The organism is Klebsiella sp. HMSC09D12 (genome assembly GCF_001808475.1).
GTDB lineage: Bacteria > Pseudomonadota > Gammaproteobacteria > Enterobacterales > Enterobacteriaceae > Klebsiella > Klebsiella oxytoca.
The window spans coordinates 63,256-87,347 of record NZ_KV793379.1 but is presented as its reverse complement, the minus strand read 5'-3'; the positions used below and the strand labels follow the sequence as shown (position 1 = coordinate 87,347).

General features: G+C 56.2%; 24 protein-coding genes. 15 read left to right on the top strand and 9 right to left on the bottom strand.

The features are described from left to right. Positions 1-2: 2 nt before the first annotated feature. Positions 3-1,163, bottom strand: coding sequence for a cystathionine gamma-synthase (gene metB / locus HMPREF3178_RS00785; protein WP_004107548.1), 1,161 nt, complete (start codon positions 1,161-1,163; stop codon positions 3-5). A gap of 265 nt (positions 1,164-1,428) precedes the next feature. Between metB and metJ the strand changes: the two genes are divergently transcribed. The 3 genes from metJ (at position 1,429) to HMPREF3178_RS00770 (ending at position 2,871) form a co-directional block, all read left to right on the top strand. Then, positions 1,429-1,746, top strand: a complete 318-nt coding sequence (gene metJ / locus HMPREF3178_RS00780; protein WP_004107547.1) for a met regulon transcriptional regulator MetJ — start codon at positions 1,429-1,431, stop codon at positions 1,744-1,746. A 64-nt stretch (positions 1,747-1,810) separates the two neighbouring features. Beyond that, positions 1,811-2,203 carry a YiiX/YebB-like N1pC/P60 family cysteine hydrolase gene (locus tag HMPREF3178_RS00775; protein WP_017145154.1) on the top strand — a complete coding sequence of 131 codons (393 nt, stop codon included), beginning with the start codon at positions 1,811-1,813 and terminating at the stop codon, positions 2,201-2,203. Positions 2,204-2,205: 2 nt separating this feature from the next. Continuing rightward, positions 2,206-2,871 carry a TIGR02117 family protein gene (locus HMPREF3178_RS00770; protein WP_017145155.1) on the top strand — a complete coding sequence of 222 codons (666 nt, stop codon included), beginning with the start codon at positions 2,206-2,208 and terminating at the stop codon, positions 2,869-2,871. Between the two features lie 43 nt (positions 2,872-2,914). Here HMPREF3178_RS00770 and rpmE read toward each other — a convergent pair whose 3' ends face one another. Then, positions 2,915-3,130: a 50S ribosomal protein L31 gene (rpmE, locus tag HMPREF3178_RS00765; RefSeq protein WP_004107543.1), complete on the bottom strand. Its 216-nt coding sequence runs from the start codon at positions 3,128-3,130 to the stop codon at positions 2,915-2,917. A gap of 230 nt (positions 3,131-3,360) precedes the next feature. Here rpmE and priA point away from each other — a divergent pair, with 230 nt between their 5' ends. The 7 genes from priA (at position 3,361) to rraA (ending at position 11,470) form a co-directional block, all read left to right on the top strand. Beyond that, complete coding sequence (gene priA, locus HMPREF3178_RS00760) at positions 3,361-5,556, top strand: primosomal protein N' (protein WP_004107541.1); 2,196 nt, start codon at positions 3,361-3,363, stop codon at positions 5,554-5,556. A 150-nt stretch (positions 5,557-5,706) separates the two neighbouring features. Continuing rightward, on the top strand, positions 5,707-6,735 hold the full coding sequence (gene cytR, locus HMPREF3178_RS00755; protein WP_004107539.1) for a DNA-binding transcriptional regulator CytR: 1,029 nt from the start codon (positions 5,707-5,709) through the stop codon (positions 6,733-6,735). Between the two features lie 91 nt (positions 6,736-6,826). After that, complete coding sequence (gene ftsN / locus HMPREF3178_RS00750) at positions 6,827-7,795, top strand: cell division protein FtsN (RefSeq protein WP_071530263.1); 969 nt, start codon at positions 6,827-6,829, stop codon at positions 7,793-7,795. Between the two features lie 91 nt (positions 7,796-7,886). After that, complete coding sequence (gene hslV / locus HMPREF3178_RS00745) at positions 7,887-8,417, top strand: ATP-dependent protease subunit HslV (RefSeq protein WP_004107530.1); 531 nt, start codon at positions 7,887-7,889, stop codon at positions 8,415-8,417. A gap of 9 nt (positions 8,418-8,426) precedes the next feature. Continuing rightward, positions 8,427-9,761, top strand: coding sequence for an HslU--HslV peptidase ATPase subunit (gene hslU, locus HMPREF3178_RS00740; RefSeq protein WP_004107529.1), 1,335 nt, complete (start codon positions 8,427-8,429; stop codon positions 9,759-9,761). 204 nt (positions 9,762-9,965) lie between these two features. Next, on the top strand, positions 9,966-10,892 hold the full coding sequence (gene menA / locus HMPREF3178_RS00735; RefSeq protein WP_017145156.1) for a 1,4-dihydroxy-2-naphthoate polyprenyltransferase: 927 nt from the start codon (positions 9,966-9,968) through the stop codon (positions 10,890-10,892). A 92-nt stretch (positions 10,893-10,984) separates the two neighbouring features. Then, entirely contained in the window at positions 10,985-11,470 is a 486-nt protein-coding gene (rraA, locus tag HMPREF3178_RS00730; RefSeq protein WP_004107523.1) for a ribonuclease E activity regulator RraA, read from the top strand. Between the two features lie 60 nt (positions 11,471-11,530). Here rraA and pfkA read toward each other — a convergent pair whose 3' ends face one another. From pfkA to cpxP, 3 genes are all read right to left on the bottom strand, one after another. After that, positions 11,531-12,493 (bottom strand): 6-phosphofructokinase, encoded by a 963-nt coding sequence (pfkA, locus tag HMPREF3178_RS00725; RefSeq protein WP_004107521.1) that lies wholly within the window; start codon positions 12,491-12,493, stop codon positions 11,531-11,533. Positions 12,494-12,695: 202 nt separating this feature from the next. Beyond that, positions 12,696-13,592 (bottom strand): CDF family cation-efflux transporter FieF, encoded by an 897-nt coding sequence (gene fieF, locus HMPREF3178_RS00720; protein WP_004107519.1) that lies wholly within the window; start codon positions 13,590-13,592, stop codon positions 12,696-12,698. A 149-nt stretch (positions 13,593-13,741) separates the two neighbouring features. Further along, entirely contained in the window at positions 13,742-14,245 is a 504-nt protein-coding gene (gene cpxP, locus HMPREF3178_RS00715) for a cell-envelope stress modulator CpxP (RefSeq protein WP_004107516.1), read from the bottom strand. Between the two features lie 149 nt (positions 14,246-14,394). Here cpxP and cpxR point away from each other — a divergent pair, with 149 nt between their 5' ends. Both cpxR and cpxA read left to right on the top strand, forming a co-directional pair. Beyond that, on the top strand, positions 14,395-15,093 hold the full coding sequence (gene cpxR / locus HMPREF3178_RS00710; RefSeq protein ID WP_004107514.1) for an envelope stress response regulator transcription factor CpxR: 699 nt from the start codon (positions 14,395-14,397) through the stop codon (positions 15,091-15,093). Continuing rightward, positions 15,090-16,463 carry an envelope stress sensor histidine kinase CpxA gene (gene cpxA / locus HMPREF3178_RS00705; protein WP_004107505.1) on the top strand — a complete coding sequence of 458 codons (1,374 nt, stop codon included), beginning with the start codon at positions 15,090-15,092 and terminating at the stop codon, positions 16,461-16,463. Before cpxR ends, cpxA begins: the two co-directional genes overlap by 4 nt. A gap of 92 nt (positions 16,464-16,555) precedes the next feature. On the opposite strand, the gene yiiM is transcribed toward cpxA, so the two are convergent. Next, on the bottom strand, positions 16,556-17,230 hold the full coding sequence (gene yiiM / locus HMPREF3178_RS00700) for a 6-hydroxyaminopurine reductase (RefSeq protein ID WP_004107502.1): 675 nt from the start codon (positions 17,228-17,230) through the stop codon (positions 16,556-16,558). Between the two features lie 71 nt (positions 17,231-17,301). After that, positions 17,302-17,922, bottom strand: coding sequence for a superoxide dismutase [Mn] (gene sodA / locus HMPREF3178_RS00695; RefSeq protein ID WP_004107495.1), 621 nt, complete (start codon positions 17,920-17,922; stop codon positions 17,302-17,304). 291 nt (positions 17,923-18,213) lie between these two features. Between sodA and rhaT the strand changes: the two genes are divergently transcribed. Then, positions 18,214-19,248 carry an L-rhamnose/proton symporter RhaT gene (rhaT, locus tag HMPREF3178_RS00690; protein ID WP_004107493.1) on the top strand — a complete coding sequence of 345 codons (1,035 nt, stop codon included), beginning with the start codon at positions 18,214-18,216 and terminating at the stop codon, positions 19,246-19,248. A gap of 5 nt (positions 19,249-19,253) precedes the next feature. Here rhaT and rhaR read toward each other — a convergent pair whose 3' ends face one another. Together rhaR and rhaS are read right to left on the bottom strand one after the other, a co-directional pair. After that, positions 19,254-20,102: an HTH-type transcriptional activator RhaR gene (rhaR, locus tag HMPREF3178_RS00685; RefSeq protein ID WP_004116850.1), complete on the bottom strand. Its 849-nt coding sequence runs from the start codon at positions 20,100-20,102 to the stop codon at positions 19,254-19,256. Between the two features lie 73 nt (positions 20,103-20,175). After that, positions 20,176-21,012 (bottom strand): HTH-type transcriptional activator RhaS, encoded by an 837-nt coding sequence (rhaS, locus tag HMPREF3178_RS00680; RefSeq protein ID WP_004107487.1) that lies wholly within the window; start codon positions 21,010-21,012, stop codon positions 20,176-20,178. 311 nt (positions 21,013-21,323) lie between these two features. Between rhaS and rhaB the strand changes: the two genes are divergently transcribed. Both rhaB and rhaA read left to right on the top strand, forming a co-directional pair. Continuing rightward, positions 21,324-22,790 (top strand): rhamnulokinase, encoded by a 1,467-nt coding sequence (gene rhaB / locus HMPREF3178_RS00675; RefSeq protein WP_016809652.1) that lies wholly within the window; start codon positions 21,324-21,326, stop codon positions 22,788-22,790. Further along, positions 22,787-24,046, top strand: coding sequence for an L-rhamnose isomerase (gene rhaA, locus HMPREF3178_RS00670; RefSeq protein ID WP_017145158.1), 1,260 nt, complete (start codon positions 22,787-22,789; stop codon positions 24,044-24,046). Before rhaB ends, rhaA begins: the two co-directional genes overlap by 4 nt. The last annotated feature ends 46 nt before the right edge of the window (positions 24,047-24,092 follow it).

Here is a 24,092-nt window from a genome sequence, read left to right as displayed (position 1 = left end):
GTTTATTCCTCGTTTGCTGCCCGGAAGCCATTTTCCAGGTCGGCAATTAAATCTTCACCATCTTCAATACCGGTCGAAATACGCAGAAGCGTTTCTGAGATCCCAGCGGCCGCACGCGCTTCAGGCGCCATGCCCGCATGGGTCATCGTCGCGGCGTGAGAAATCAGGCTTTCCACACCGCCCAGCGATTCCGCCAGCGTAAATAGCGATAACCCGCTCAGGAAACGACGCAGCGTCTGCTCATCGCCATCCAGCTCGAAGCTTAACATCGCCCCAAAGCCTTTTTGCTGACGCGCCGCAATCTCATGCCCCTGGTTTTCCGGCAGGGACGGATGGTACAGTTTTTTCACCAGCGGCTGGGTTTTCAGGTAGTCGACAATCGCCAGCGCGTTGCGCTGCGCCACTTCCATACGCGGAGAAAGCGTACGTAAACCGCGCAGCAGCAAATAGCTATCAAACGCCCCGCCGGTGACGCCGATATTATTCGCCCACCATGCCAGTTCGGTGACGGTCGCCGGATCTTTGGCGATAACCACCCCGGCCACCACATCAGAATGACCGTTCAAATATTTGGTGCATGAATGCAACACCAGATCGGCGCCCAGCGCCAGCGGATTCTGCAAAGCCGGGCTCAGGAAGGTGTTATCAACCACGCTGACCGCTCCAGCCTCACGCGCCAGACCGCAGATTTTCGCAATATCCACAACTCTCAGCAATGGATTACTTGGGCTTTCGACCAGAACCAGCTTCGGTTTTTCCGCCAGTGCGGCGCGCAGCGCCTGTTCGTCATTCTGATCGACAAACAGCACGCGATAGCAGCCACGCTTCGCCAGGCTATCAAACAGACGGTAGCTGCCGCCGTAGCAGTCGTGAGGCGCCACCAGCAGATCGCCCGGTTTCAGGAAGACGGTAGTCACCAGCAGAATTGCCGACATCCCGGTATTCGTCAGGACCGCTCCTGCGCCGCCCTCCAACTCCGCCAGCGCGCGCTGCACAACATCACGTGTCGGATTACCGCGACGAGAGTAGTCGTGGGCGCGCGGTTCGTTAAATCCGGTGAAGTTATAGGTGCTGGAAAGATGAATGGGCGGGACAACGCAACCGTACTGCTCGTCGTCATTTAAACCGCTACGCACTGCGATGGTGGCCTGTTTACGCGTCATGTTGGGGAGTTCCTGGCTGAGTCGGTGAAAAGTCAGGTGTCAGAGTAATCATTGTTATAATAGACGTCAATACATCTGGACATCTAAACTTCTTTGCGTATAGATTGAGCAAACCGGAAATAGCCGTTAAAATTATATGCATTAGCGCACATCCGTGGCGGCTTGTTTGGTGTCAGACGCGCCCCTCTACGGTAAACTACGCGCAATTATGGCCGGGACCCACGTTCAGGCCCTTAACTAATGAATAGAGGATTAAAGGTAACTCATGGCTGAATGGAGCGGCGAATATATCAGCCCATACGCTGAGCACGGTAAGAAGAGTGAACAAGTAAAAAAAATTACGGTTTCCATTCCTCTGAAGGTGTTAAAAATCCTCACCGATGAACGCACGCGTCGTCAGGTGAACAACCTGCGTCACGCGACTAACAGCGAACTGCTGTGCGAAGCGTTCCTGCATGCCTTTACCGGTCAACCGTTGCCTAACGATGAAGACCTGCGTAAAGAGCGCAGCGATGAAATCCCGGAAGCGGCAAAAGAGATTATGCGCGAACTGGGCATCGACCCGGATACGTGGGAATACTAAAATCACTCAGGGCGGCGGGGTAAACCAGCCGCTCTTTTTAGTTGGATAACAAGGATGTTATGCCATGAAATACTGCGTACTGGCGCTGAGCCTGGCGTCGGCCTTTCCGGCGCACGCCTGGGTGCCGCAAACCGGCGATATCGTTTTTCAAATCTCCCGCTCATCGCAAAGCAAAGCCATTCAGCTGGCGACCCATTCCGCTTACAGCCACACCGGTATGGTGGTGATCCGTCATAAAAAACCTTACGTCTTTGAAGCCATCGGGCCCGTGGTTTACACGCCGCTGCAAAAGCTGAGCGAGTTCGACCTCGGATCGCCGCTCGTTCGTGCCAGACTCAGAGAGCGTTACGGTCAGGCGATCCCGATGGACGAAACCGTCATCTCGCCGCAGGCGCTATTTGACGCGCCGCAGCTGGGAACCGTTGAAAAAACTAGCCTCTGTTCCCGAGGTAATTGATCGTGAAAAATCTGCTTGTTGCCTGGACAGTCCTCCTGCTTTACGGCTGCGCCACCTATCCTCAGGCCATCAAACCGACGCCAGAAAAACCGTCGTCCGGGCCAGAAATCTATATCGTCAATCACGGCTGGCACACCGGGATTATCCTGGCCGCCAATGACGTGAACAAAATTCTGCCGCAGCTTAACGTACGCTTTCCTCAGCGGGAACAGTGGTATGAAATCGGCTGGGGCGATAAAGGTTTTTATCAATCGCAGGAGATAACCACCCGACTTACGCTGCAGGCTATGTTCTGGTCATCCGGCGCGGTAATGCACGTAGTCGCCTTTTCAGGAGCGCCCGAAAGCTATTTTTCCGCAAGCGCAATGACGGCATTAAGCCTTACCCCGGGCCAGAATAATAGCCTGCTGCGCTACATCGGTCGCAGCTTTGCCCGTAATGAACGAGGGGAGCTGATACCGTTGAAAAAAGGGATCTACGGCGACAGCCAGTTTTACGCAGCAAACGGCCGCTACGGGATATTTAATACCTGTAATAAATGGACGGCAAAGGGACTGGAAAGCGCGGGAATGGCCATGAACACTTCGTTAAAACTGACGGCGGGAAGCGTGATGAAGGCGGTAGAAGAGAATAAAAGCTGTCTGAATCGATACTGCTATCCTCTGTAAAGCAGAGACAAAAAAGCCGCCCTGAGGCGGCTTCTTCAGCAAATTACTTGCTGGTACCCGGTACGCTGAAACGCTTGTTGAAGCGGTCAACACGACCACCGGTAGCAACATCACGCTGTTTGCCAGTGTAGAACGGGTGGCATTTACCGCACACGTCGAGGTTCAGGTCGTGACCTACGGTAGAACGGATTTTCATGACGTTACCGCAAGAGCAGGAAGCAGTAACTTCTTCGTATTTCGGATGAATATCTTTTTTCATGGGAGAACCTCAGTTAAGGCCGCGTCGCTCTTCCAGCCCTAACGCCAGACACCACGCGATGTTAATAATTCCCGGAGCGATTACACTACCGGGTAATAGATTTTGATGCTGCACGAAGCACATCAAAGGCGGCGAATCATACAGAATTTGACCAGCATATGCAAACTGATCCGCGAGCCCTTATCACAATGTGTATACTAACCCGCCAGATTTCAAGTCAGGAAGATTAAATGCCCGTCGCTCATGTTGCCCTGCCCGTTCCGCTGCCCCGCACTTTTGACTATTTGCTGCCTGAAGGTATGCCGGTCAAAGCGGGCTGTCGCGTGCGCGTTCCGTTCGGCAAGCAGGAGCGGATAGGTATCGTGACGGCTGTCAGCGAACGCAGCGAGCTGCCGCTTGACGAACTCAAGCCGGTGGCCGAAGTTCTTGATGCCGAGCCGGTCTTCTCCTCTTCGGTCTGGCGGCTGCTGCTGTGGGCGGCGGACTATTACCACCACCCCATCGGCGATGTACTGTTTCACGCGCTACCGATCATGCTGCGCCAGGGGAAGCCCGCCAGCGCGGCGCCAATGTGGTACTGGTTTGCCACCGAACAGGGGCAAGCGGTTGATATCAACAGCCTTAAGCGCTCGCGCAAACAGCAGCAGGCGCTGGCGGCGCTGCGTCAGGGAAAAATCTGGCGCCATCAGGTTGCCGAACTGGAATTTAACGATGCCGCGCTGCAGGCGCTGCGGGGTAAAGGCCTTGCCGAACTCGCCAGCGAAGCGCCCGCTATCACCGACTGGCGAACAGGCTTCTCGGTGCCCGGAGAGCGCCTGCGGCTTAATACCGAACAGGCCACCGCCGTTGGCGCGATTCATAGCGCCTCGGACCGTTTTTCCGCCTGGCTGCTGGCCGGGATCACCGGCTCCGGCAAAACGGAAGTTTATCTGAGCGTCCTTGAAAACGTGCTGTCGCAGGGGCGCCAGGCGCTGGTGATGGTGCCGGAAATCGGCCTGACGCCGCAGACAATCGCCCGTTTCCGCCACCGTTTTAACGCCCCGGTAGAGGTCCTGCACTCCGGGCTGAACGACAGCGAGCGCCTCTCCGCGTGGCTAAAAGCCAAAAACGGCGAAGCGGCGATTGTGATCGGAACCCGCTCGTCGCTATTTACCCCTTTTAAAGACCTCGGGGTAATCGTGATCGATGAAGAGCACGACAGCTCTTACAAACAGCAGGAGGGCTGGCGCTACCATGCGCGCGATCTGGCGGTCTGGCGCGCCCACAGCGAGCAAATCCCGATCATCCTGGGCACGGCAACCCCGGCGCTGGAAACGCTTCATAACGTCCGCCAGGGCAAGTATCGCCAGCTCAAGCTGACCAGGCGCGCGGGAAATGCGCGGCCGGCTCAACAGCATGTCCTGGATTTAAAAGGCCAGCAGCTGCAGGCCGGGCTGTCCCCGGCGCTGATTAGCCGCATGCGCCAGCATCTGCAGGCCGATAACCAGGTCATTCTGTTTTTGAACCGCCGCGGATTCGCGCCGGCGCTGTTGTGCCACGACTGCGGCTGGATAGCAGAGTGCCCGCGCTGCGACAGCTACTACACGCTGCATCAGGCTCAGCATCATCTGCGCTGCCACCACTGCGACAGCCAGCGTCCGATCCCGCGCCAGTGCCCCTCCTGCGGCTCTACGCATCTGGTGCCGGTAGGTTTGGGCACTGAGCAGCTTGAACAGGCGCTGGGACCGCTGTTCCCCGATATCCCGATTTCCCGTATCGACAGAGATACCACCAGCCGCAAAGGCGCGCTTGAGCAATATCTTGCCGATGTTAATCGCGGTGGCGCGCGCATTCTTATCGGCACACAGATGCTGGCTAAGGGTCACCACTTCCCGGATGTCACCCTGGTTTCCCTGCTGGACGTTGACGGTGCGCTGTTCTCCGCCGATTTCCGCTCGGCGGAGCGCTTCGCTCAGCTTTATACCCAGGTATCGGGCCGCGCAGGCCGTGCCGGCAAACAGGGCGAGGTGATCCTGCAGACCCATCATCCTGAGCATCCGCTGCTGCAAACGCTCCTCTATAAAGGATACGACGCGTTTGCTGAGCAGGCGCTGGCGGAGCGGCAAAGCATGCAGCTGCCGCCGTGGACCAGCCACGTGCTGATTCGCGCCGAAGACCATAACAATCAGCAGGCGCCGCTCTTTTTACAGCAGTTGCGGAATTTATTGCAGGCCAGCCCGTTGGCGGATAACAAGCTCTGGGTGCTCGGTCCGGTTCCGGCGCTGGCGCCAAAGCGCGGAGGCCGCTGGCGCTGGCAAATACTCCTGCAGCATCCGTCGCGTAGTCAGCTACAGCATATCGTCAGCGGGACGCTGGCGTTGATCAACACGCTGCCGGAAGCGCGAAAAGTGAAATGGGTTCTGGATGTCGATCCTATTGAAGGTTAAGGCTTCTGTTGCGAGGCGGATCGAAAAATTCAACCACCATCACGTTTTTCATGAAAATTCTGTAACTCTCTGGATGTACTATCTGTTAAAAATGTGGCTGATGTCAGAACGCCAGGGATGTGTCTGCGCAAGCCAGCGAGGAGAAAACAGGTGAAGCCCAAAAAACAGATCGTTGCCGCCACCATGAAAGACGTCGCCCAGAAGGCAAACGTCTCCACGGCAACCGTATCCCGAGCGTTAATGAACCCGGATAAGGTTTCGCAGAGCACGCGCAACCGGGTTGAACAGGCCGCGCTTGAAGTCGGCTATTTACCGCAATCGCTCGGGCGCAACATGAAACGCAACGAGTCGCGCACCATTCTGGTGATAGTGCCGGATATCTGCGATCCCTTCTTTAGCGAGATTATTCGCGGCATTGAAGTCACCGCGGCGGAGCAAGAGTATCTGGTACTGATTGGCGATTGCGCCCATCAGAATCGTCAGGAAAAGACCTTTATTGACCTGATTATTACCAAGCAGATCGACGGCATGCTGCTGCTGGGCTCTCGTCTGCCCTTCGATGCGGGCGTAGAAGAACAGCGCAACCTGCCGCCGATGGTCATGGCCAATGAATTCGCTCCCGAGCTGGAACTGCCGACGGTGCATATCGACAACCTCACCGCCGCGTTCAACGCCGTTAACTATCTGCACGAACTGGGGCATCGCCGCATTGGCTGTATCGCCGGTCCGGAAGAGATGCCGTTATGCCATTACCGCCTGCAGGGCTATGTCCAGGCGCTACGCCGGAGCGGAATAACCGTCGATCCGCACTATATCGCCCGCGGTAATTTTACCTATGAAGCCGGCGCCAACGCCCTGGAGCAGTTGCTGACGCTCCCGGAACCACCGACGGCGATTTTCTGCCATAGCGATATCATGGCGCTGGGCGCATTATCGCTGGCGAAGCGTCGCGGCCTGAAAGTTCCTGAAGATCTGTCTATTATTGGTTTTGATAACATCTCTTTGTCTGAATTTTGCGATCCGCCATTGACGACGGTCTCGCAACCACGTTTTGATATTGGCCGCGAAGCGATGCTACTTTTACTGGATCAACTGCACGGCCACAGCGTCAGCAGCGGGTCACGATTGCTCGACTGCGAGCTTATCGTTCGCGGCAGTACGCGCAAAATCCGAACATAATCTTCAGGCTTTCGGGCCTGCTCTTCTGGTCAAAGGCCCGCCGCTTAAGTAACATGGCGGGCTGAAAAACGAATAAGACAGCGAAACGATAGTGGCACAACGAGATTATGTACGCCGCAGCCAACCGGCTTCTTCGCGGCGCAAAAAGAGCAACTCCCGAAGCTCAAGGAACAAGCAAGGCGGCCTTTCGGCGGTTTCACCTGCTATGGTGGCGATCGCCGCGGCGGTGCTGGTGGCCTTTATCGGTGGACTGTACTTCATCACGCACCACAAGAAAGAAGAAGCTGAAGCGCTGCAGAATCGCCAGGCGGCGGGCAATGGCTTGCCGCCGAAGCCCGAAGAACGCTGGCGCTATATTAAAGAGCTGGAGAGTCGCCAGCCCGGCGTCCGCGCGCCTACGGAACCCACGGCAGGCGGTGAAGTCATGAAACCGGAGCAGCTGACGGACGAGCAGCGCCAGCTGTTAGCGCAAATGCAGGCTGATATGCGTCAGCAGCCTACGCAGCTGACCGAGGTGCCGTGGAATGAACAAACCCCGGCGCAGCGCCAGCAAACCCTACAGCGTCAGCGTTTAGCGCAACAGCAGGTGCAGCAACAGCAGTTAGCGCAGGCCCAGACGCAGGTACAGCAACCGCGTACGCAGCCTCGGGCCGTCGAGCAGGCCAAACCGGTACAGCAGCAGCCGAAGCAAACGGCATCGAATCAGCAGCCGTATCAGGATCTGCTGCAAACGCCGGCGCATACCAGCACCGCCCAGCCAAAAACGCAGGCCGCCGCGCCGGTAACCCGCGTTGAAGAAGCGCCTAAAACCGCTACCGCGGAGAAAAAAGACGATCGCAGCTGGATGATCCAGTGCGGGTCCTTTAAAGGCGCAGAGCAGGCGGAGACCGTTCGCGCGCAGCTGGCGTTTGAAGGCTTCGCCTCGCATATCACCACCAATAACGGCTGGAACCGCGTAGTGATTGGGCCGCTGAAGGGCAAAGAAAACGCCAGCAATATGATTGAACGGCTGAAGATGGCCGGACACGCAAACTGCATTCGTCTCGCCGCCAGGGGTTGAAACCCTTAAAAACCCCCCCATCTATAATTGCATTCTGCCCCGCGTAAACCGCGGGGCCCCTATTCCGCTTTTGCAACCAAGGGGTCTGCTCGTGACTACAATTGTAAGTGTTCGCCGTAATGGCCATGTCGTTATTGCCGGTGATGGCCAGGCTACGCTGGGCAACACCGTAATGAAAGGCAACGTGAAAAAAGTGCGCCGCCTGTACAACGACAAAGTGATCGCCGGCTTTGCGGGCGGCACCGCTGACGCCTTCACGCTGTTCGAACTGTTTGAACGTAAGCTGGAAATGCATCAGGGCCATCTGGTGAAAGCCGCCGTTGAGCTGGCGAAAGACTGGCGTACCGACCGCATGCTGCGCAAGCTGGAAGCCTTGCTGGCCGTGGCTGACGAAAACGCATCCCTCATCATCACCGGTAACGGTGACGTGGTGCAGCCAGAAAATGATTTGATTGCTATCGGCTCCGGCGGTCCTTACGCCCAGGCCGCGGCTCGCGCCCTGCTGGAAAATACCGATATGGGCGCACGCGATATCGCAGAGAAAGCGTTGAATATTGCAGGTGATATCTGCATTTATACCAACCACTTCCATACCATCGAAGAATTACCGTCTAAAGCGTAAGGATCTCCCATGTCTGAAATGACCCCACGCGAAATTGTCAGCGAACTGGACAAACACATTATCGGCCAGGACGCAGCCAAGCGCTCCGTCGCCATCGCTCTGCGTAACCGCTGGCGTCGTATGCAGCTCAACGAAGAGCTGCGTCACGAAGTCACGCCAAAAAACATTCTGATGATCGGTCCGACCGGCGTCGGTAAAACAGAAATCGCCCGTCGTCTGGCAAAGCTCGCCAACGCGCCGTTCATCAAGGTGGAAGCAACTAAATTCACCGAAGTGGGCTATGTTGGTAAGGAAGTGGACTCGATTATCCGCGATCTGACCGATGCGGCGATCAAAATGGTACGCATGCAGTCCATCGATAAAAACCGCTACCGTGCCGAAGAGCTGGCGGAAGAGCGCATCCTCGACGTGCTGATCCCACCGGCGAAAAACAACTGGGGCCAGGCTGAACAGCCTCAGGAACCCTCCGCCGCGCGCCAGTCTTTCCGTAAAAAACTGCGCGAAGGGCAGCTCGACGACAAAGAGATTGAGATCGACCTCGCCGCCGCGCCGATGGGCGTAGAAATCATGTCCCCTCCGGGCATGGAAGAGATGACCAGCCAGCTGCAGTCGATGTTCCAGAACCTGGGCGGACAGAAGCAAAAGCCGCGTAAGCTGAAAATCAAAGACGCGATGAAGCTGCTGATCGAAGAAGAAGCGGCTAAGCTGGTCAATCCGGAAGAGCTGAAGCAGGATGCCATCGACGCCGTTGAACAGCACGGTATCGTGTTTATCGATGAGATCGACAAAATTTGTAAGCGCGGCGGCAACTCGTCCGGTCCTGATGTCTCTCGTGAAGGCGTACAGCGCGATCTGCTGCCGCTGGTTGAAGGCTGCACCGTTTCCACCAAGCACGGCATGGTGAAAACCGATCACATCCTGTTTATCGCCTCCGGCGCGTTCCAGGTAGCCAGCCCATCCGACCTGATTCCTGAACTACAGGGTCGTCTGCCGATTCGCGTTGAGCTGAAAGCGCTGACCACCCACGACTTCGAACGTATTCTGACCGAGCCGAACGCGTCCATCACCGTACAGTATAAAGCGCTGATGGCCACCGAAGGCGTCAATATCGAATTCACGGATGACGGCATCAAGCGTATCGCGCAGGCTGCCTGGCAGGTCAACGAAACCACCGAGAACATCGGCGCGCGTCGCCTGCATACCGTCCTGGAGCGTCTGATCGAAGATATCTCCTACGATGCCAGCGAAATGAATGGCCAAACCGTCACCATTGATGCGGAATATGTCGGTAAGCATCTGGATGTTCTGGTGGCAGATGAAGATCTGAGTCGTTTTATCTTATAATCCGGTTCAATATATTTTCATCACTATAGATGGGGCTATAGATACCCTAAATAATTCGAGTTGTCGCAAGGCGGCCTTTGGCTGAGTGTCCTCATTTTTCCCGGCAGTGTACCTGAGTACATGGCTGGGTTGAATGAGCGTAGCCAACGCACCTGCAGCTTGACGTATCAAGGGTAGAGCCCCATTTTTTATTGGCCGGGACTTATGACCGAACACGCTATCACTCGCACTCAGGCCTGGCTGGAAAGCCTGCGCCCCAAAACGTTGCCTCTGGCCTTTGCCGCCATTATTGTCGGCTCCGCTCTGGCCTGGCATCAGGGAAGTTTCGATCCCTGGGTTGCCCTGCTGGCAATCATTACCGCCGGTTTACTGCAAATCCTCTCCAATCTGGCCAATGATTATGGCGACGCGGTAAAAGGCAGCGATAAGCCCGACCGTATCGGCCCCCTTCGCGGCATGCAGAAAGGGGCAATTACCCAAGCGCAGATGAAACGCGCGTTGATACTCACCGTAGCGCTGATTTGCCTTTCTGGCCTGGCGCTGCTATTCCTGGCCTGGCAAACCATGGCCGATTTTATCGGTTTTATGGTGCTTGGCGGACTCTCAATCGTTGCTGCAATTACCTATACCGTCGGCACCCGTCCTTACGGCTACATCGGCCTTGGCGACATTTCAGTGCTGATTTTCTTCGGCTGGCTGAGCGTCGTGGGAAGCTGGTATCTTCAGGCGCACAGCGTGGAAGCGGTCATTTTCTTACCCGCCACGGCCTGCGGTTTGCTGGCGACGGCGGTGCTGAATATTAACAATCTGCGTGATATCGACAGCGATCGTGAAAACGGTAAAAACACCCTTGCGGTACGCCTCGGGCCGGTTAACGCTCGTCGCTATCATGCCTGCCTGCTGCTTGGCGCGCTGCTATGCCTGGCGCTGTTTAATCTGATCTCACTGCATAATCCGTGGGGCTGGCTGTTCCTGCTGGCCACCCCGCTGCTGGTTAAGCAGGCGCGTTATGTCATGCGCGAGCGCGAGCCGGTCGCCATGCGCCCAATGCTGGAAAGAACCGTAAAAGGCGCCCTGTTAACCAACCTGCTGTTTGTTATCGGGATTATTTGCAGCCGACTCGCGGCTTAACTGACAAATATCAATTAACAATTGATGATTTTGCCAACAGCACGATTCACGAGATATACTGAAAATTCTCGCAGCAACTGAACGTTAAGCCTATGAAATACGATACTTCCGAGCTTTGTGACATCTACCAGGAAGATGTCAACGTCGTGGAACCTCTGTTCTCCAACTTTGGGGGGCGCTCGTCGTTTGGTGGACAAATCATCACGGTAAAATGTTTCGAGGATAACGGGTTGCTCTACGATATGCTCGAACAGAACGGTCGTGGCCATGTCCTGTTAGTTGACGGTGGTGGTTCCGTTCGGCGCGCATTGATTGACGCTGACCTGGCGCGTCTGGCCGTACAAAACGAGTGGGAGGGGCTGGTCGTCTATGGCGCAGTGCGTCAGGTTGACGACCTGGAAGATCTGGATATCGGTATCCAGGCGCTGGCCGCCATTCCCGTTGGCGCCGCAGGGGAAGGCATCGGCGAAAGCGACGTTCGCGTCAACTTCGGCGGCGTCACCTTCTTTTCCGGCGACCATCTCTACGCCGATAACACCGGGATCATCCTTTCGGAGGATGCTCTGGATATCGAGTAGCGTGTCCCGCCCATAAAAAAGGCCTTCTCTCTGAGAAGGCCTTTTTGTTTGCGTCTGAGCTTAGTACAGCTTCTTAGCGCAATCCAGCCAGTCGCTTTTAAACGGACGCTTCATGTTTTCGATAGCGTCGATGATGTCGTGGTGAACCAGCTTCTCGTTCTGAATACCGACGCAACGGCCGCCGAATCCCTGCAGCAGCAGGTCAATCGCGTACGCGCCCATGCGGGATGCCAGAATACGGTCATAAGGAACCGGGGAGCCGCCGCGCTGAATGTGGCCCAGTACGGTTGCGCGAGTTTCACGGCCGGTCTCTTTCTCAATATAGTGAGCCAGTTCGTCGACGTCGCACATATGCTCGGTGATCGCCACAATCGCGTGTTTTTTGCCTTTCGCGATACCCGCCTTGATTTCAGCAACCAGATCGTCGCGAGTGTACTCAACCTCAGGAACCATGATGAATTCGCAGCCGCCGGAGATGGCTGCCGCCAGGGTCAGGTCGCCGCAGTAACGGCCCATCACTTCAACAACGGAAATACGCTGGTGAGAGGAAGAAGTATCACGCAGGCGGTCAATAGCCTCAACCACGGTGCTCAGAGCGGTAAAGAAACCGATGGTGTAGTCGGTGCCTTTAATATCGTTGTCGATGGTGCCCGGCAGACCGATGCAAGGGAAGCCCATCTCAGTCAGGCGTACGGCGCCCATATAAGAACCGTCACCGCCGATGACTACCAGCGCATCGAGGCCGCGCTTTCTCATATTTTCAATCGCGACGGCGCGAATATGTTCTTCGCGGAATTCTGGAAAACGCGCCGAACCCAGGAAGGTGCCGCCGCGGTTGATCATATCGGAAACGCTGTAGCGGTCGAGCTGAACCATGCGATCTTCATACAGGCCGAGGTAACCGTCATAGATTCCAAAAACTTCCAGACCTTCCGTTAATGCCGCGCGCACAACGCCGCGAATTGCTGCGTTCATGCCCGGGGCATCACCGCCACTTGTCAACACACCGATTTTCTTAATCATGACTACCTCTGAACTTAGGAAGCAAAAAATAATCCTGTTGCCTGAAGCGCCCCTCACCAGGAGTGCACAACGATAATTGCAATAGTATATCAAACGCTTCTGGCTGAATTGATTCAGGTCAGACCAAATGGCGGTAATTTATACAAATAATGCCGATCCGCCCCACATTTTTACATCGAGTTTACAGATAACAACTTAAAGATCATAAAACACCCTGCTGCGCTAACGGCACCACCGAACAGGGGTCCTGGTGGATAATCACATCGGAACCCGGGAATCGGAGCAACAGCGCCTGCTCCACCTGATCGGCAATCACATGTGCCTGAACCAGCGGGAGATTATCTTCCATTTCCAAATGAATCTGAATAAAGCGAGTCGGCCCTGACTGCCGCGTACGTAGATCGTGCGCCCCGCTGACGCCTGGCCATGCGGTCACGATATTGATAATTTCCTGGCGTTCCTCATCAGGTAACGCGCGGTCTAATAACGACTGAACGGCGTCATAACCCATGCGCAGCGCGCTATATAAAATATAGACGCCTATACCTAATGCAAACAGCGCATCAGCACGATGCCAGCCGTACCATGAGAGAGCCAGCGCCACCAGAATTGCGCCGTTCATCATAACATCAGACTGATAATGAAGCATATCCGCCCGCACCGCCTGACTTTGCGTTTTTCTCACTACCCAGCGCTGAAAGGTCACCAGCACCAGCGTGCTTATCAGCGCAACCAGCGTCACTACCATCCCGACACCCGCCGCGTTCATCGGCTCAGGCCGCACGAGATGCTGGATACCAGTCAAGAACAGAAACAGTGCCGATCCGGAAATAAACATGCTTTGCGCCAGCGCGGCCAGCGATTCCGCCTTGCCGTGACCAAAGGTATGTTCTTCATCGGCGGGTTGTAGCGAATAACGCACCACCAGCAGGTTGGTTAACGAGGCGGCGATATCCACCAGCGAATCAACCAGCGCCGCCAGAATACTCACTGAGCCGGTATACCACCACGCAAAAATCTTAATTAAAAGTAACGCAGAGGCCATCACCGTCGCCGCAATCGCCGCGCGACTCACCAGCTGCCCATAGGATTGATTCATAAACGCTCCTTACTTCGCGATGCGCTTAGTATAACCCGATAATTTACCGCGACGGGGAGCCGGGAAGAGGCTGAATAACAGGCAAAAAAAACCCCCACATCATGTGGGGGAAGACAGGGATGGTGTCTATGGCAAGGAAAACAGGGTTGTTACTGGGGTTGCAGGGTATTGCTACTACTCGAAAGCATCATCGCTGAGCCTTTTTGCATCCTTGCAACCTCACGCAACTGGTTCATTCGTTGCTGGTGCTTAGCGTTTAAAACCGCTTGCTGCTCTGGCGTTAACAGGTGGTACATCTGGTTGCGAACTTTTGCCATTTCAACCTGGCGGGCAACCTGTTCCTGCGCCATCTTATCTGCCTGAGCGCGTACAGCGTTTTCATCAAAATTTTCTGCGGTGACAAGGCGATGCATTGTCTCCATTTCGCTAACATTAACGGGTGGCCTTTCGTGGCGTGCCCGCTGCATAAGATCTCGTAACTGTTGCCGTTGGTGTTCAGTTAAACTTATGCCGTCAAACATATGGCTCTGGCTGCTGCGCTGGACCCCTTCGTCTCCGGGGAGCCAGTTAACGCTGGTGACGACTTCAGCGGCTTGGCTATATGCACTTAGCGCCAGCGTTGAGGCCATGACGGCAGCGATAACATTGCGCATCACATACTCCCAAAACGTTTGTGTCGCGATTCAACGATAGAGAGTTTACGATGCAGGCTGCAAACATGCGTCAGGGGGTGTAAAACAACGTAAAGTCATGGATTAGCGAGCCTTGATGACGTAATTTCTGCCTCGGAGGTATTTAAACAATGAATAAAATCCTGTTAGTAGATGATGACCGGGAGCTCACCTCCCTGTTAAAAGAGCTGCTCGATATGGAAGGTTTTAATGTGCTCGTAGCCCATGACGGGGAACAGGCGCTGGCCCTTCTGGACGACAGCATCGATTTACTTTTGCTTGATGTGATGATGCCGAAGAAAAACGGTATCGATACACTCAAAGAGTTGCGTCAGACGCACCAGACCCCGGTTATCATGCTAACGGCCCGCGGGAGCGAGCTGGATCGCGTTCTCGGCCTCGAGCTGGGCGCGGACGATTATCTGCCTAAGCCGTTCAACGATCGTGAGCTGGTAGCGCGTATACGCGCTATTCTGCGCCGATCGCACTGGAGCGAGCAGCAGCAGACAACCGAAGCCGGTTCACCGACGCTGGAAGTGGATGCGCTAAGCCTTAACCCCGGTCGCCAGGAAGCCAGCTTCGATGGCGTGACCCTGGAACTGACCGGCACCGAGTTCACCCTGCTCTATCTTCTGGCGCAGCATCTTGGCCAGGTGGTATCGCGTGAACATCTTAGCCAGGAAGTATTAGGTAAACGCCTGACGCCATTCGACCGCGCAATCGATATGCACATCTCCAACCTGCGGCGTAAGCTGCCGGAGCGCAAGGACGGCCATCCGTGGTTTAAAACGCTGCGCGGACGCGGCTATCTGATGGTATCGGCTTCATGATTGGAAGTTTAACCGCACGCATCTTCGCTATTTTCTGGCTCACGCTGGCGCTGGTGTTGATGCTGGTTCTGATGCTGCCCAAGCTGGACTCGCGCCAGATGACCGAGCTGCTGGAGAGCGAGCAACGTCAGGGCATCATGATTGAACAGCACGTCGAGGCCGAACTGGCGAACGATCCGCCGAACGACCTGATGTGGTGGCGTCGTCTGTTTCGCGCTATCGATAAGTGGGCTCCGCCGGGCCAGCGTTTGCTGCTGGTCACCAGCGAGGGTCGCGTCATCGGCGCGGAACGCAACGAAATGCAGATTATCCGCAACTTTATCGGCCAGGCGGATAACGCCGACCATCCGCAGAAAAAACGCTATGGTCGTCTGGAAATGGTCGGGCCTTTTTCCGTCAGGGATGGAGAAGATAACTACCAGCTCTATCTGATTCGCCCTGCTAATACCTCACAATCAGACTTCATCAATCTGCTGTTCGACCGGCCTTTGTTGCTGCTCATCGTCACGATGTTAGTCAGCGCCCCGCTGCTGCTATGGCTGGCGTGGAGCCTGGCGAAACCCGCGCGTAAGCTCAAAAATGCCGCCGATGAAGTCGCCCAGGGCAACCTGCGTCAGCATCCGGAGCTGGAAGCCGGTCCGCAGGAGTTTTTAGCCGCCGGGACCAGTTTTAACCAGATGGTGACCGCGCTGGAGCGCATGATGTCCAGCCAGCATCGTCTGCTGTCCGATATCTCGCACGAACTGCGCACGCCGCTGACCCGCCTGCAGTTAGGCACCGCATTGCTGCGCCGCCGCAGCGGGGAAAGCAAAGAGCTGGAGCGGATTGAGATGGAAGCGCACCGGCTGGATAGCATGATCAACGACCTGCTGGTGATGTCGCGCAATCAGGCGAAAACCGCGCTGGTCAGCGAGACGGTGAAAGCCAACCAGCTGTGGGGCGAGGTGCTGGATAACGCCGCCTTTGAAGCCGAACAGATGGGGAAATCGTTCACCGTCGAGTATCCGCCGGGGCCCTGGCCGCTGTACGGTAACCCCAATGCGCTGGAAAGCGCGCTGGAGAATATCGTGCGTAACGCGCTGCGCTACTCGCATACCAAAATTTCGGTAAGCTTCTCGGTGGATAAAGATGGCATCACGGTTAACGTCGATGATGACGGCCCGGGCGTAAGTCCGGAGGATCGCGAGCAGATTTTCCGTCCGTTCTACCGTACCGATGAGGCGCGCGATCGCGAGTCTGGCGGTACCGGGCTGGGGCTGGCGATTGTCGAAGCGGCAATCCAGCAGCATCGCGGTTGGGTGAAAGCCGACGACAGCCCGCTGGGCGGCTTGCGCTTAACCCTGTGGCTGCCGCTGTACAAGCGTACCTGATTCTCCCGGCCTGCGCTTCGCCAGGCCGGGTTCGAAACGGGTAGCCCGGATAAGGCGCAACGCGCCGCCATCCGGGAACGCGCACGGAAGCGCTATTTCCCCCACAATCTCCGCGAATTATTTTCGATCTTCCCGCTCAGGCGCCGTTTCTGCATGGTACGGCTCCAGCTTACCGACAGCCCCGCCGCCGATAGCAGGCGGTGATACTGCTCGTCATCGAACGGCATTTGCCAGGCAATAGCTCCCGCCTCGTGAACGCTAACGTCGCTGAGGCGGGAAACCAGCGCCAGCGGCGCATCGCCGGACACTCGTCCGCCCGCCACTACCCGATACAGCCAGCCGGTTTTGCCGCTATTCTGCATAAGCTGCGCCATGTCGCTGACGGCAAAATGGTAGTTAAGCTTGAAGCACGGCGATCGCGGCTGCGTCACCTGAATCAGCGCCTCTCCCCAGCGGAAGATATCGCCAATATAGACATTTTTTTCCGTCAGCCCTTCGGTCGAGAGATTTTCGCCAAACGCCGGGGCGCAGAAAAGATCCGCCTGCTGCGGAAGTTCACGGGCCCAGTGGGCATAGTGTTCACGGGGATAGTGGCACAGCGCGCGGTCCGGCCCGCCGTGAATTTTCTTCTCCGCCTGCTCATCGCCCTCCAGCCCCAAATCGCCGAGGGTCAGTTCACCGTCGATCTGAATTTTACCGATGGCGCTTGGACGGCTGCCGTCGTAATCCCTTACCTTGCCCACAAAGACATTCACCGGATAGTGCATCGCTGCTCCTTTGCTGCGGATATAAAAAAAGCGAGTCATCAGACTCGCTTCTCGCTCAGCACAATGCAACCTTATTTTTTGGCGGCAAAACGCGCTGCGGCTTCGTCCCAGTTCACCACGTCCCAGAACGCTTTAATGTAGTCCGGACGACGGTTCTGGAATTTCAGGTAGTAAGCGTGTTCCCATACGTCCAGGCCCAGAATCGGGAAGCCGGAAGCGCCGGAGATTGCTTCGCCCATCAGCGGGGAGTCCTGGTTAGCGGTAGAAACCACCGCCAGCTTGTCGCCTTTCAGCACCAGCCACGCCCAGCCGGAGCCGAAACGGGTAGCAGCCGCTTTTTCAAATTCCGCTTTAAAGTTATCAACGGAACCGAAATCACGCTCGATAGCCGCTTTCAGGTCGCCCTGCAGGGTGGTACCTGTTTTCAGGCCTTTCCAGAACAGGCTGTGGTTAGCGTGGCCGCCGGCGTTGTTACGCAGCACGGTTTTTTTGTCTGCCGGCAGCTGATCCAGTTTGGTAATCAGCTCTTCTGCGGACAGGTTCGCGAATTCAGGCAGGCTTTCCAGCGCTGCGTTGGCATTATTAACGTAGGTCTGGTGGTGTTTAGTGTGATGGATTTCCATCGTCTGCTTGTCAAAATGCGGTTCCAGGGCGTCATAAGCGTACGGCAGGGCAGGCAGTGTATAACTCATAATCATCTCCATTATTGTCGAGCGGCGGAAAGTGTTAATGCCGCGTAAGCAGTTGGTTCATTATAGTTAATTAAATGATATTGAAAACGCTTATCAATGCCGTATTTTTAATAAGGTTATAACAAGGGGGAATAGATGTAGTTTTGTGATACAGAACAACTAATTAAGTTTTTGGTTGCCAGGTTCCGCCTTCTGGTGGCAACAGCTTAAAGGCGGAAAAACTGACCGATTTTTACACTCATCGGGTCGGAAGAAGATTTATCCGATAAAAAATAGATGAGGATAAAATCAATGAATCACGCGATTACGATGGGTATTTTTTGGCATTTGATAGGTGCAGCCAGTGCAGCCTGTTTCTATGCCCCGTTCAAGAAAGTTAAACATTGGTCCTGGGAAACAATGTGGTCAATCGGCGGGATCGTCTCCTGGCTGATCCTCCCCTGGGCCATCAGCGCCATGCTGCTGCCCGACTTCTGGGCCTATTACGGTTCTTTTAACGCCTCCACGCTTCTGCCCGTTTTCCTGTTCGGTGCCATGTGGGGCATCGGTAATATTAACTACGGCCTGACGATGCGCTATCTCGGCATGTCGATGGGGATCGGCATCGCCATTGGTATTACGTTGATTGTCGGTACGCTCATGACCCCGATTCTCAATGGTCAGTTTGATGTTCTCATTAACACTAAAGGCGGCCAGATGACGCTGCTCGGCGTGCTGGTTGCGGTGATTGGCGTGGGCATCGTCACCCGGGCAGGCCAGTTGAAAGAACGCAAAATGGGCATCAAGGCCGAAGACTTCAATCTGAAAAAGGGCCTGCTGCTGGCGGTGATGTGCGGCATCTTCTCCGCAGGTATGTCGTTCGCCATGAACGCCGCCAAGCCGATGCACGAAGCCGCCGCCGCGCTCGGCGTCGACCCGCTTTACACCGCGCTGCCAAGCTATGTGGTGATCATGGGCGGCGGCGCGCTGGTTAACCTCGGCTTCTGCTTTATCCGGCTGGCAAAAGTGAAAAATTTGTCGATAAAAGCCGACTTCTCGCTGGCAAAACCGCTCATTATCAGCAATATCCTGCTTTCCGCGTTAGGCGGCCTGATGTGGTATCTCCAGTTCTTCTTCTACGCCTGGGGCCACGCCAGCATCCCGGCGCAGTACGACTACATGAGCTGGATGCTGCATATGAGCTTCTATGTGCTGTGCGGCGGGCTTGTAGGCCTGATCCTCAAAGAGTGGAACAACGCCGGTCGTCGTCCTGTGGGTGTCCTCAGCCTCGGCTGCGTGGTGATTATCATCGCCGCCAATATCGTCGGTCTGGGAATGGCGAACTAGCGTCGTCAGGCGGCGGCGCGACTGCGCTGCCGCCACTGCCCCGGCGTCATGCCTATCTCGCGGTTAAACACCACCGAAAAGTAATTACTGTCTTCAAACCCGCACTGCATCGCCACTTCGCCAATCAGCCGTTCGGTATGCTGCAGCAGATACTGCGCGTGGCAAATACGCAGCTGGCGCAGGTAGTGGTTGATAGTCATCCCCGTCTGCTGACGAAACTGCTGGCGCAGCGCGCGCTCGCTGCACCCTTCCCGCTCGCAAAAACGGTCAAGAAAGAAGGGACGATTGAGGCTGCCCGCCAGCTCGGTGAGCAGCTTATCGAGCAGCGCTTCGCTTTGAGTTGCCGCCAGATTATCGGTGGCGTAGCGATAGCGCTGAAGAATAAGCACCAGCTGCGCAAACAGCAGTTCGGCCATATTATTGGCCTGGGCATCACTGCGGCTGCTCTCATGCTCCAGCTGGGTAATCACCTGTCTGACCTGCGCCATGCCGCTGCTGCCAATTCGCCAGTGCGGAACCCACGGGGTGCCGAACAGACCCGGAATGTGCGCCGCCCAGTCAAAGTTAAGCCGCAGCCGATCCGGGCAATAAATGACGTTTTGCAGGACAAGATCGTTTACCGAGGCGTAGGAGTGCTTATCTTCCGCGCGGATATAGAACAGATCGCCGCGGGTAATACGCCACGGGCGATCGTTAAGAACGTGCAGGCCGTTTCCCCGCCACACCAGCACCAGTTCGCAGAACTCATGGGTGTGCTCGGCGAAGACGTTTTGCGGATAGCGATCCGCTACCGCCACCGCCTGAGCGGGGGAGGTAAAAAATTCATCTTTGCGAAGAATCAGCTGACCTGCCACGACATCAACTCCGAACATAAATAACGTTTCATTATTCGCGTTTATGTCTGCTAAAACGTTGACTGCTCTCCCGTTACTGAAGAATGGCGTCGCGCCCCTGGCGAATATCGCGCGGAGACCAGTCAAATTCACGGCGAAAAAGCGTCGAAAAGTGGTTACTGTCGCCGAATCCGCAGCGATAGGCGATATCGGTCACGCTGTCATCGCTGTGGCGCAGCAGATGGCGCGCTTTCATCAACCGCACCCGATTCAGGTAGCGCTGCGGCGTCAGTCCGGTTTGCTGTTTTAACTGACGATGCAGAGTTCGCAAAGAGAGCGAAAACCGCGCCGCCACCTCTTCCCAGCAGATATCTTCGGCAAAATGATCTTCCAGCCAGGCCATTAAATGGTTAAGCCGCGCGTCATTGTTGGCTGCGCCTTCGGCGAGGCTGCTTTTACGCAGGTGCACCAGCAGTTGCATAAATAAAATCTCGCGGCTGGCGATGGCGTGCATATCCGCATCCGCGCCAACGTTCTCCATCTGCTCCACAATCTGCCGCACCTGCTGCAATGCATTCTGATTCACCCGCCAGTGTGAGAGATAGTTCCCCTCCTGCTCCTGCGGCAACAGTTCGTTCAGGCCGGACAAAAAGCGAAATGCGTCCGGCGCGCGATAGAGCACATTAGTCAGGCATAAATTATCCGTGTGCTCGTAGAGATGACGATCGTGATCGCGGATAAAGCACACCGATCCGCCACTGATGGTATAGGGCTGGCCGTTGAAAACGTGAATCCCGGTGCCGTGCTCCACAATAACAATCTCATGAAAATCATGATGATGCTCAGGAAAAGCGGATTGCGGGAGCCGCGGCTCAATGGCGACAGCTGAAACGCCGGACTTAAAGAAATCCACACTGTGCAACATAGTCATAGCCGCTCCTCGAAATGAGAAAAGTTATCAATCAGTGGAGCAAATAGTAATTAAGGGGCGGCGATCCGGCCTTCAATTTTTGACCGCAAAATTCGTAAAGCCTGCCGCTTTTTCAAGAAATGGCGGGAAAGATCGGGAACTGCGGACAACATCACATCCCTCCATCCAGCGCAGCTAAAACGAAACTGTGACCTCTCTCACGGTCACCTTTGCTTTCTTGCCAGCGGCCAATTTTCCCTGTCAGTAACAAGAAGGTGAGCCTGAGGCGACTTTTTTAGACTGCATGCAATGATTTTCACAAGGATCTTCCCATGAGTTTTCGTCATTGTGTCGCCGTTGATTTAGGCGCCTCCAGCGGGCGGGTGATGCTCGCCGGTTATCAACCCGGGCAGCAAACGCTGGCGCTGCGTGAAATTCACCGTTTTACCAATAGCCTGCAGAAGGTGGATGGTTTCGACTGCTGGGATCTCGATAGCCTGGAAGGGGAAATTCGCCGCGGTCTGGAGAAGGTCTGCGAACAGGGCATCCTGATCGACAGCATCGGCATCGATACCTGGGGCGTGGATTATGTCCTGCTGGATAAAGCGGGCCAGCGCGTCGGCCTGCCGGTTTCCTATCGCGATTCTCGTACCCAGGGGCTGATGCGCCATGCCGAAGAGCAGCTGGGCCGGGCGGAGATCTACCGCCGCAGCGGCATTCAGTTTCTGCCGTTTAACACCCTTTACCAGCTCCGCGCGCTGGTTGAACAACAGCCGGAACTGGTCAGCCAGGCCGCGCATGCGCTGCTGATCCCGGACTACTTTAGCTTCCGCCTGACTGGCAACATGAACTGGGAGTACACCAACGCCACCACCACGCAACTGGTCAACATTAACAGCGATAACTGGGATGAAGAGCTGCTGAACTGGAGCGGCGCGCCGCGCGAATGGTTCGGTACGCCGACGCACCCCGGCAACGTTATCGGCCACTGGATATGTCCGCAGGGCAATAACATCCCGGTGGTCGCCGTCGCCAGTCACGATACCGCCAGCGCGGTTATCGCCTCGCCGCTGGCCAGCAAAAACGCCGCGTATCTCTCTTCCGGCACCTGGTCGCTGATGGGCTTTGAAAGCAAAACCCCCTGCACCAGCGATGCGGCGCTAAAGGCCAATATCACCAACGAAGGCGGGGCCGAAGGCCGCTATCGGGTACTGAAAAATATTATGGGTCTTTGGCTGCTGCAGCGGGTGCTCAAGGAGCAAAACGTCAGCGACCTGCCGGCGCTGATCGCACGCACCGCTGCGCTTCCGGCCTGCCGCTGCGTTATCGACTGTAACGATGACCGCTTTATCAACCCGGACAACATGAGCGCGGAAATCCAGGCCGCCTGCCGCGAATCCGGGCAGCCGGTTCCTGCCGGCGACGCCGAGCTGGCCCGCTGCATTTTCGACAGCCTGGCGCTGCTCTACGCTCGGGTGCTTAACGAACTGGCGGCGCTGCGCGGTCAGCCGTTCAGCCAGCTGCATATTGTCGGCGGCGGCTGCCAGAACGAACTGCTCAATCAGCTTTGCGCCGACGCCTGCGGCATCACCGTGGTCGCTGGCCCGGTTGAGGCCTCCACCCTGGGCAATATCGGCATTCAGCTGATGACCCTGGACGAGCTGCACAACGTCGATGAATTCCGTCAGGTCGTGCGGCAAAACTACGCCCTCACCACCTTTACCCCCAATCATGAAAGTGAAATTGCCCGCTTTAGCGCGCAGTTTCAGCCACAACAGACCAAGGAGCTTTGCGCATGACCACTCAACTTGAACAAGCCTGGGAAATTGCCAAACAGCGCTACGCCAGCGTCGGCGTGGATGTCGAGGAGGCCTTGCGCCAGCTGGACCGCCTGCCCGTTTCCATGCACTGCTGGCAAGGCGATGACGTCGTCGGTTTCGAAAACCCGGAAGGAAGCCTGACCGGCGGTATTCAGGCCACCGGCAACTACCCGGGGAAAGCGCGTAACGCCAGCGAGCTGCGCGCCGACCTTGAGCAGGCGTTGAGCCTGATCCCCGGGCCAAAACGCCTGAACCTGCACGCCCTCTATCTGGAATCCGACGCGCCGGTAGCGCGTAATGAAATTAAGCCAGAGCACTTTAAAAACTGGGTTGAGTGGGCGAAAGCCAACAAGCTGGGGCTGGATTTTAACCCCTCCTGCTTCTCGCATCCGCTGAGCGCTGATGGCTTTACGCTGTCGCACGCCAACGATGAAATCCGCCAGTTCTGGATCGATCACTGCAAGGCCAGCCGCCGCATTTCCGCTTACTTCGGCGAGCAGCTGGGCACGCCGTCGGTGATGAATATCTGGATCCCGGACGGCATGAAGGATATTACCGTTGACCGCTTCGCGCCGCGCCAGCGCCTGCTGAACGCGCTTGATGAAGTGATCAGCGAGAAGCTGGACCCGGCGCACCATATTGACGCCGTAGAGAGCAAACTGTTCGGTATCGGCGCGGAAAGCTACACCGTCGGTTCCAATGAGTTCTATATGGGCTACGCCACCAGCCGCCAGACTGCCCTGTGCCTGGATGCCGGCCACTTCCATCCGACGGAGGTCATCTCCGATAAGATTTCCGCCGCCATGCTCTATATCCCGCGTCTGCTGCTGCACGTAAGCCGTCCGGTACGCTGGGACAGCGACCACGTGGTGCTGCTGGATGATGAAACCCAGGCCATCGCCAGCGAAATCATCCGCCACGATCTGTTCGACCGCGTGCATATCGGTCTCGATTTCTTCGACGCCTCGATCAACCGCATCGCGGCGTGGGTGATTGGTACCCGCAATATGAAGAAAGCGCTGCTGCGCGCTCTGCTGGAACCAACCGAGCAGCTGCGTCAGCTGGAGCTCGACGGCGATTACACCGCCCGTCTGGCGCTGCTGGAAGAGCAGAAGTGCCTGCCGTGGCAGGCCATCTGGGAAATGTACTGTCAGCGTCACGATACGCCGGCAGGCAGCCAGTGGCTGGATAACGTACGCGCTTATGAAAATACGGTTCTGAGCCAGCGCGGGTAATGCCTGGACTTCCCTGGACGCAGCCGGGCTACGAACCGGTAGCCCG